Genomic DNA, 8847 nt, shown 5'->3' on the forward strand with positions numbered 1-8847 from the left:
GGGATGGTCCAGTCCACCATCTTGGTGCCGTACTGGCGTACCACCGGGTCGCCGATAAAACCGGTCCAGGGTGGAACGTGCAGGGGGTTCTCCGGTGTATGCTTTAAGTAACGGATGGCTTCGATGATGTCGGCGGCATACCAGGTGGCTTCCCCGGCTAGGCGGGCGTTGGTGAAGTCCCGGAAGTTTTCTTTAAACTGTGCCCGCACCCGGTTCAACACTGGCACGCAGTCGCCCAGGGTCTTGATTTCTTCACCGCTCAAGCAGCGGATCACTGGCAGGTAATATGCCGTATCGGGATAACCCACCGGGTGGTCCGCCCCGTAGGTACGAATGGCCTGATTGAGCAATATTTCGGCATAGCTTACCGCCGTGATGGCCCCTTCATAAGTTTCTTTGAAGAGCCGCTTGGGTTCTTTGCCCGGCTCGATCGCGCTTTCGAAGATCTGGTCAAAGTTGATTTGCTCGGACATGCTGGTTTCCTCCTTTCGTCCTGGCTAATTAATAGTTCTGGCACAGGGCGGATTCAAAGTCCTCGGCCACTTTGCGGTGCACGCCCAGTTTCCAGGTACGATATTCTAAAGCGCTGAGCATCTTTTGAGCGGCCACGTTGGGATCCATTTCAAAAATGAAGTACCCACCGTAGACGTCGCTGGCTACCTGGGTAAGGATGCTGTAAATGAGATCGCTGCCTTCTACGGGCGGCATGGAGCCCACGTGTACCGGTGTGCCCATGGCTACAAACCAGGAACCGATGGCTACTGCCTTGCCGCTCATAGCCTCGGGGGCGGATGCAACGAAAGGCACCTTGGGTGTATCTACGCCCAGCGTGTTGGCCATATCCATTAGCAGGTCGGAGGCCCGGGTATTATCCACGCAGGAACCCATGTGGAAAATGGGCGGCAGCGGAGTGCTCAAATTGGCCTTTTCACTGATCCGGGCCAGGAATTTCTTCAGCCCTTCGCCGGCAAGTTCCATGGCTTCGGGAGCCAGCAGTCCCAGCTTGGCACAGCCCTGGGCGGCACAACCGGTGGCTACGGTAAAGACATCGTTTTTAATCATTTCCTTGGCAATGGTGATATGGGTGTCGTCCTGGAAGCGTTTCAGGTTGTTGCAGCCCGCCAGCAGGGCCACCCCTTTCAGTTCGCCATTTAAAATTGCATCGGTAAGGGCCTTCACAGGATTGTCTGGTTCCACGGTGCGGAAGAGTTCATAAAGGGCTTCCAAACTCCAGCCGGCCACCACCTTATTCTTGATATTGGGGATGTGTACTTTGTTGGGGTCTCTTTGCTTAAAGGCTTCAATAGCCAGCCGGATTGCCTGTTTGGCATTTTCGATCGCTTTGGTGGTTTGGAAGTCCAGGTAATAAGATCCAGGAATTTTGACAATAGGTGAAGTGGTGATAATCACGGTATGGAAGCACTCAGCAACGGTGCGGATCGACGGCATGATGCACTGCACGTCCACCACCATGGCATCGATGGCTCCGGTAGTAATGGCCAGTTCCTGGGAAGCAAAGGAGGTAACCAGAGGTACACCATGACGCATGAGCACCTCGTTGCCGGTACAGCAGATGCCCATCAGATTGATGCCCGCGGCTCCCGCGGCCCTGGCTTCATCTTCCATTTCCCTGGCGGCCTGGACAATAATGTCGGAGAGGATCGGGTTGTGCCCGTGGAGGACGATGTTTACTTTAGCCGGGTCAATGACTCCCATATTGGCTTCGCTGACCACCGGTTTGGGAGTGCCGAAGAGCACGTCGGAAAGGTCGGTACCCACGTGCATCCCTGTATAGTCGGCCAGCGCTACCCGCAGGGCGCTGAAGATAATATTAACCGGGTCGTTATCCATGCCGATATGTGCCTGGCTGACCAGTTCGGAAATGGTATTATAAACACCGCTTGGCATAATGTTATGGGTGCGGAATTTTTCTAGCCGTCCCGGGGTAATAGTAGTTTTTACCCACGTGGACTCACCAAAGCCCTTTAACCGGCTGTAGTCGGCCAGCGCTGCTTCGGCCACTTCCTTGGCCAGGGTCCTGTCGTCCTTGCCTTCGGTTTCGATACCAATGCGCCTGGCTATCCGGCGCAGCTTGTCTGGATCCTTGATGCTGTAGTCTGGAGCATGTCCCTCGGCGCACTCCAGGAGTGTATGGGCCATATGGCTGGCGTGCTCGCTGTGGGAAGCTGCACCGGTAAGCAGCATCAGGCCGACGCTGCGGGCCACAACGGTCCATACGGAGGCGCCACAAATTCCTTTGCTGGCGGGACCTTCGTCGGCTTTAATCCGGCAGGGACCCATCATACAAAACCGGCAGCAAATTCCTTTGTAGCCAAACTGACATTGGGGTTGCTGTGCCACCACCCGGTCAAAGGTGGTAATTACTCCCCTTTCCTTGGCTACATCGATCATTTCTAGCACTGCCGGATCTATGGACCTTTTTACTACCTTCGGATCAACAACCCGGGGGGCATCCGAGGGCCGGCAGGTATGGCTGTGATCTCTAAACCTTGGCATTGCTTTAACCTCCTTGGCTAAAAAATTAGCTGATTGACAATTTGGTTTGGCAATTTAGCGTAATCTCCTGGGATCTATTCTCTTGCAGCCGGAATTTTCTCTTTCAACCCGTGGTTCTTTTTACTGACTTGGTTATCCAGGCACCCATTGTTGTTGGTGGCCAGGTCTTTACCAACCCTTTAGGCAGGGATGGAAAGTAAGATATAAGGTGGTGAAAAGCTTCAATTCCTCTCCCAACCCCGGTGTTTACCGATCACCCGCCTCTCCCAGTATTTTTTCGCGAACCTCCCTCATGCCGGCTAATAGTTCTCCCGCTGCATCTGAGTTCGGTTCCATAGCTTTTTCCCAGATTTCGTTGTTGAACTCGATGAAACCCAGTATCTCCTCCGGTAAAAAATGTCTTTCTATATATTCCTTTTCCCGTGGGGTGCGGATCTTATTACCAATGATCCTTACTTTGCGGATACCCAGGTCGGCGGCTAACCGCTTGACCAGGTGGGCGGTATTTATGCTGTTGCGGCTTGGTTCCACCACCACCAGCATCAGGTCTACCCCTTTAGCTGTACCACGGGACAAGTGTTCGATGCCGGCTCCCATATCCATAATTACTACTTCATTGCTGTCCAGAAGCAAGGAAGAAACCACGGCGTTAAGGAAGGTATTCTCGCGGCAGTAGCACTCCGAACCGCCTTTTTTAATTCCGCCCATGCGGATAAACTTGATGTTTTTATACTGGTAGCTGTAATCATCCAGCACATCATTTACTTGCGGGTTAAGGGTATAAAAGGCACCCTCTCCAGTTTTGGCCCGGATGAGATCCCGCATTTCCACGATGGGTTTTAACCCGGCGGTAACCTCTTCGGGGATCCCTATGGCAGCGGCCAGACAGGCGTCGGGATCGGCGTCAATGGCATAGACAGTTTGGTGGGTTTCCGCAAAGGACTTGACCAGTGCTGCAGCAATGGTGGTTTTACCGACACCGCCCTTTCCGGAGATGGCCAGCTTCATTAAGTTTCACCTCGGGCGCATTTCATAAATACTTTTTCCAGCTACTGGGCTGTAGCCATGAGGTAACTAAATGTCTTTTCTACAAAGCCGGGGATAATTCCTGCTTCATCTTTATATTTTTAAAATTTTGAAGTTGCAATTTCGACGTGGCTATAAATTTTCCTGCTGGTAAAAGAAAAAATTTTGAACTCATGCAGCTTATATTTTATCGTTACCGGTACCCTGAGTCGGGGTCTCGTTTTGCTTCTGTGCCAGTTGTTCTTCCAGGCGGGCGACCCTGTTTCTCAGTTCCTCTATTTCCGCCCTGGTAACCAGACCCAGCTCCTCCCTTAGCTGGGAAATCTCCCGACGCAGGGTCTCCGCAAGATTGGCCTTTTCTTGCTCCCCCTTGGCTATTAATTCCTGTAGAAAATCACGTGCTTCTTCTTTGCTCATTTGTCCCCTTTCCACTAGCTCGTTAATCATTTTTTCTACCTTTTCCGTGGTCAAGGCCAGGGCGCCAATGCCGGCCAGGATTAACCTTTCGGCCGTTTTGAACATTTGTTTCTACCTCCTTAAAAAGTTATTAGGTGATCATTAGCAAGTATAACACGAATGGATAGCTATTTAGGGATAAATTTTTTGTAACTTTTTACTTCAAATAGGTATATTAAAGACTTTGCCGGGGGATACTAGGAATACTCCGCTTTGGTGAGTTCTATCTCTCCCCGTCCAGCGCAAAGCTGGACTTTTTTTTGATCCTGGCACCCTTGACGTCGACAGCAGGGGAGATTATAATTGATCGTGTATCATTAAATCTTGTATCATTAAAAACAATAAGCTTGTTATCATTAGCGGGATGTGGCGCAGTTTGGTTAGCGCGCTTGCCTTGGGAGCAAGAGGCCGGGGGTTCAAATCCCTCCATCCCGACCAGGGCCATTAGCTCAACTGGTAGAGCAGGCGACTCTTAATCGTCAGGTTGGGGGTTCGATTCCCTCATGGCCCACCAGATAAGGCTTTCACGGGTCAGGGGCAGTCGGTTTACTGCAAAATTACTGCAATGAAAACGCTGCAGGAAGCCCCTGGCGCGTCTTCATTTTTTCCCTTCCTTCGCGGAAGGGTTTTTCTTTTGCCCGAATACGGCATCCAGCTTCTCCGCCGCCTGCTCCATCAGCCCCGGAACCAGGTGGCTGTATGTGTCCAGGGTTATGGCAATCTTTGAATCTCCGAGCATTTAGATTGGAACCCCCGGGAAGTTAATTTCCCTGCCGGCAGTTAGGTACTGGGCCTGTCAACGCCAGAAATACGTGTTCTTTTTTTGTATTCCGCCGCGTACCCCATATCCCATACCGGCCGGTATCCGGTGCTGGTGGAACCTGGTATGCGATACCGACGGATTACCCCCTGAATGCGCCTTCTGTTCAAAATAAGTCCCCCTTCCTAAGCTTTTTGTTAGTATTTTGTCTTGCCGCAATGTATTTTATTTTAAAAACTTTGGGAGGAATTTTTCCCGGGCTGTAGAAAGGGTACATACAATCAATGTTTATTAAGGGGGGGTTTTCTTGACAAAACCAAAGAAGTTTAAGTTCAACTACCATATTAACCAGGAGCTTTGCATGTCCTGTGCGGCATGTGAGCTGGAATGTAAGGATGGGGGCATTTATATTGACGACACGGTACACTATAATATTAACCTGGACAACTGTACCCGCTGTGGTCGTTGTTACCGTGCCTGCCCGGCAGGGGCAATTAGTAGAGTACCTAATCCTTAACGCATGAATGGTTGATGAACGCAGGTGCTTAACCTTTGACTACTCCCAGGGGCTGCAACCTGATCTTGATTTCCACCAGATCCCTCTGGTCTTCCATTACCTGATCAATATCCTTGTAGGCCTGGCGGCACTCTTCCGCCAGGTCTCCCTTTTTGACCTTAAATAGCTCAACCCCCAGGGCTTGCATTTCTTTAATGACTTTTTCCACCGGTATGCGCCGGCGGGCTTCATTGCGACCCATTACCCGCCCTGCTCCATGGGAACAACTGGCAAAACTTTTCGGGTTGGCCAGGCCGCGGCAGATGTAAGATGGGCTACCCATGGACCCGGGTACGATTACATCTCCTACTGCCCGCACAGCCCCCTTGCGGTGTACCATCACCTGCTGGCCAAAGTGCTTTTCTAAAGAGGCGTAATTATGGTGCACGTCCAGTTCTTCGCCCCAGGTAAAATCAGGCAACAGGGAATGGCAGATTCCCAGGATTACTTTCATCATATGGGCCCGGTTTTCCCGGGCAAATTCCAGGCAATACTGCATTGCTGCCAGGTAATTCTGTCCTTCCTGGGTATCTAAAGGCAAATAAGCCAGTTGCCATTCCCGGGGTACGGGGGAACCATACCTCTCATGTAAGTTTATGGCCAGGCGGTTATAATAATCGGCCACTTTTTTGCCAAAATTCCGGGAACCGGAATGCAACATGATCCATACATAATCCTGGTCGTCCCTCTGGATTTCGATAAAGTGATTTCCGCCGCCCAGCGTACCTAGCTGGTACCTGGCGTTTTCCAGTTCTTCCCGGATTACTGGTACATCTGGGGCGCGGTGAAAAAGGGGGCTGCTTTGAGGTTTTTTATGATGGTTAAAGCCGGTGGGAATAGCCCGCTGGATCTGGTTTAGGATATCCCTTAAACGGGGCCGTACAGCTTCCACCGTCTGATTTGTTCTCACTGCCCGCACCCCGCACCCCACGTCCACCCCTACGGCGTTAGGGATGATTACCCCTTCCGTGGCCAGCACCCCCCCGATAGGCATGCCGTAGCCCTGGTGGACGTCGGGCATCAGGGCAATGTGATGGCGGGCATACGGGTGATTGGCCAGGTGGCGGGCCTGTTCCATGGCGCCCTCTTCCACCTCCCGGGCCCAAATTTTAATGGGTAGCCTTTCAGTTGTAATAATCCTCATTGTCCTCACCTCGCCAGCGACAGAACCTATTATAACATGGCCTCCCATAAAAAGCCAGGAAGGTTTTTGGAAGACTTTTTAGGATATAGTTTGTTTTCATTGTACATACTTTAAGGGGACAAATTATATTCCGCGCAGGTAAAAGGCATGAATATTTAAGGAGGTTTTAAGCCCGTGAGCTGGTTGGACTTTTTGGACAACCGCCCCAATCCTGGCATCCAAAGGCAGCAGATATCCTTTCATGTCCGGGAAGCACAGAAAGCCGCCTATGAAATAGGGGTAATGCTCAGCCAGTTGGCCGCATCCCAGCCGCACTTGTCCCAACAGTTTAGCCAGCTTCAACAATTAAACGCCCGGGTGGGGGACCTGCTCCAGCAGGTACAGCAACAGCTGGATCCACCCCAGTCTTAGTCGGATTTGCGAAAAAATAGCGAATAAAGTCTTATCGCTTGGACGGGCGGTAGACTTTAAAACGACAAAAGGCCAGCTAAAAATCCGGCGTAGCTAAAGTGGGCTGATTGGTGCCTCGAAATGCCAGATGTGTGCTTGCCCAGGGGCTAAAATCCCGGGACTAGGCGGTATGGTCGCCTGCCGCAGTTTTGCCAGTGCATCTTCGTTGAAAAATAAAAGGCTTTCGGGTATTATCCCAAAAGCCTTTGCCCATTTCAAGTAAGTAATTGCTAACCACTGATTTTACCGCGATAGTCCGGGAGTAAAATCGGGGCGACCTTCTGGCCAAGACCCTCTTTCCGCAGCTCCTCATGGTAACGTTTGACGTGATCCAGGGTAAGCCTGCCTAATTTTACGCTCTTTGCCCTTTCGGCGGCATTCATACCGGCCCGGCGACCGAACACGATGATATCCAGCAGGGAGTTGCCCATAAGCCGGTTGCGCCCGTGTACTCCCCCCGATGCTTCCCCGGCTACGTAGAGATTGGGGACGTTTGTTTCGGCCCGGTCGTTAATCAAAATGCCACCATTTTGGTAGTGAAGAGTTGGGTAAACCAGGATGGGTTGTTCGGCCATATTTATATTGAAACGTTTATACTGGCGAAACATGGCCGGCAGCTCTTTTTCCACCGTGCCCTTGCCGTGGATGATATCGATCATGGGGGAATCAAGCCACACGCCATGCATGCCGCTGGGCGTGGTTATTCCTTTCTTCCGTTCTTTACATTCCCGGATGATTGCCGATGAAACTGCATCCCTGGTTTCCAACGGGTAGACAAATTGCTCACCTTCCGCGTTAACCAGCTGGGCGCCGAGACCCCGTACCTTTTCGGTTACCAGTTGCCCGACGATTTGTTCGGGAAAGGCCACGCCGGTCGGGTGGAACTGGGTGGCGTCCAGATAAATTAACTTTGCCCCTGCCCGGTAAGCCATGACAATGCCGTCTGCCGTGGCGCCGTAGTGGTTGGTGGTGGGGAAGCCGCCGATGTGCAGGCGGCCAGAACCGCCGGTGGCAATAATCACTGTTTTTGCCCTTACCACCAGGTACTGTTCGGTTTCTAGATTATACAGTACAGCTCCGGCACACTGCCCGTATTCATCAATGATTAGCTCCACAGCCGGGGAAAATTCAATAACGGGAATACCCCGGTTGCGGGCCTCATCCCGCAGGGTGCGCATAATCTCCGCGCCTGAATAGTCATGGGCAAAATGCATGCGTTTGCGGGAGGTGCCCCCGCCATGAATGGTATGCATGGTGCCGTCGGGGAATTTGCTGAACATGCAGCCCAGGCTTTCCAACCACTGGATGCACAGGGGTGCGTCTTTTACTAAAGCGGCGACCAGTTCGGGGATATTATAATAACCTCCGCCGCCCATCACGTCCAAGTAGTGGATGGCCGGAGAGTCGTTTTCTTTGTCTGCTGCCTGGATGCCTCCTTCAGCCATCATGGTGTTGGCATCGCCGTGGCGCAACTTGGTAGCGATCAGTACGCTGGCTCCCGCTTCGTGGGCTAAAAGCGCTGCCGATGTACCGGCTCCACCACCGCCAATAACCAGGACATCCACGTCGAAATCTATGTTGTCCAGGGGAAAAGTATCGGGATCAAGCATACTGCGGCTTTCCAGTAGGTCGGCATGTTCGTGGGTAAATTTATCGCCTTTGTTGGGGCCTACCTTTACCGGCCTGGTGGCTTCAGGCATATAGTCCGGATGGTAGGAACGCAAAAGATTTTCTTTCTCTTCCGGCTTCAGCCGGGGAAAAGTTTCCTTTAAACGCCGTTCCCTGGTTTGTTCCACGAGTTTAATGGCTTCCAGCATTTCCTGAGTATACATATTATTCACCTTCCTCGTATCATAGTATTAGAACCACCGGACAACCCCAGATTCCAGTTTAGGAATAATATGGGTTGACCGGATGGTTGGGAACCGGTTCCCATAT

At 51.8% G+C, this 8847-nt stretch carries 8 protein-coding genes, 2 tRNA genes and 1 pseudogene; 4 read left to right on the plus strand and 7 right to left on the minus strand.

The window, feature by feature from the left end; genetic code table 11:
* The 4 genes and pseudogenes from J2Z49_RS14155 to J2Z49_RS14170 form a co-directional block, all read right to left on the minus strand.
* Positions 1-473: pseudogene (locus tag J2Z49_RS14155) on the minus strand (acetyl-CoA decarbonylase/synthase complex subunit alpha/beta); the annotation flags it as partial.
* Positions 474-501: 28 nt separating this feature from the next.
* Positions 502-2517, minus strand: a complete 2016-nt coding sequence (cooS, locus tag J2Z49_RS14160) for an anaerobic carbon-monoxide dehydrogenase catalytic subunit (protein ID WP_307403757.1) — start codon at positions 2515-2517, stop codon at positions 502-504.
* A 246-nt stretch (positions 2518-2763) separates the two neighbouring features.
* A complete protein-coding gene (locus J2Z49_RS14165; RefSeq protein ID WP_307403759.1) occupies positions 2764-3525 on the minus strand; it encodes an ATP-binding protein in 762 nt (253 codons plus the stop codon).
* 198 nt (positions 3526-3723) lie between these two features.
* Positions 3724-4065 carry a phasin family protein gene (locus J2Z49_RS14170; protein ID WP_307403761.1) on the minus strand — a complete coding sequence of 114 codons (342 nt, stop codon included), beginning with the start codon at positions 4063-4065 and terminating at the stop codon, positions 3724-3726.
* 294 nt (positions 4066-4359) lie between these two features.
* On the opposite strand from J2Z49_RS14170, the gene J2Z49_RS14175 reads away from it, so the two are divergent.
* Together J2Z49_RS14175 and J2Z49_RS14180 are read left to right on the plus strand one after the other, a co-directional pair.
* Positions 4360-4437: transfer RNA gene (locus tag J2Z49_RS14175), tRNA-Pro, on the plus strand.
* Positions 4438-4513 (plus strand) — tRNA-Lys (locus tag J2Z49_RS14180).
* An 84-nt stretch (positions 4514-4597) separates the two neighbouring features.
* On the opposite strand, the gene J2Z49_RS14185 is transcribed toward J2Z49_RS14180, so the two are convergent.
* Entirely contained in the window at positions 4598-4738 is a 141-nt protein-coding gene (locus J2Z49_RS14185) for a hypothetical protein (protein WP_307403763.1), read from the minus strand.
* 328 nt (positions 4739-5066) lie between these two features.
* Between J2Z49_RS14185 and J2Z49_RS14190 the strand changes: the two genes are divergently transcribed.
* On the plus strand, positions 5067-5276 hold the full coding sequence (locus tag J2Z49_RS14190) for a 4Fe-4S binding protein (RefSeq protein ID WP_307403765.1): 210 nt from the start codon (positions 5067-5069) through the stop codon (positions 5274-5276).
* A 28-nt stretch (positions 5277-5304) separates the two neighbouring features.
* Here the strand turns inward: J2Z49_RS14190 and J2Z49_RS14195 are convergent, their stop codons facing one another.
* On the minus strand, positions 5305-6459 hold the full coding sequence (locus J2Z49_RS14195; protein ID WP_307403767.1) for an RtcB family protein: 1155 nt from the start codon (positions 6457-6459) through the stop codon (positions 5305-5307).
* A gap of 174 nt (positions 6460-6633) precedes the next feature.
* On the opposite strand from J2Z49_RS14195, the gene J2Z49_RS14200 reads away from it, so the two are divergent.
* Positions 6634-6870, plus strand: coding sequence for a hypothetical protein (locus tag J2Z49_RS14200; protein WP_307403769.1), 237 nt, complete (start codon positions 6634-6636; stop codon positions 6868-6870).
* 269 nt (positions 6871-7139) lie between these two features.
* On the opposite strand, the gene J2Z49_RS14205 is transcribed toward J2Z49_RS14200, so the two are convergent.
* Positions 7140-8741, minus strand: a complete 1602-nt coding sequence (locus J2Z49_RS14205; protein ID WP_307403771.1) for an FAD-binding protein — start codon at positions 8739-8741, stop codon at positions 7140-7142.
* Between the last annotated feature and the right edge of the window lie 106 nt (positions 8742-8847).

This window comes from Desulfofundulus luciae (assembly GCF_030813795.1).
Classification (GTDB): Bacteria; Bacillota; Desulfotomaculia; order Desulfotomaculales; family Desulfovirgulaceae; genus Desulfofundulus; species Desulfofundulus luciae.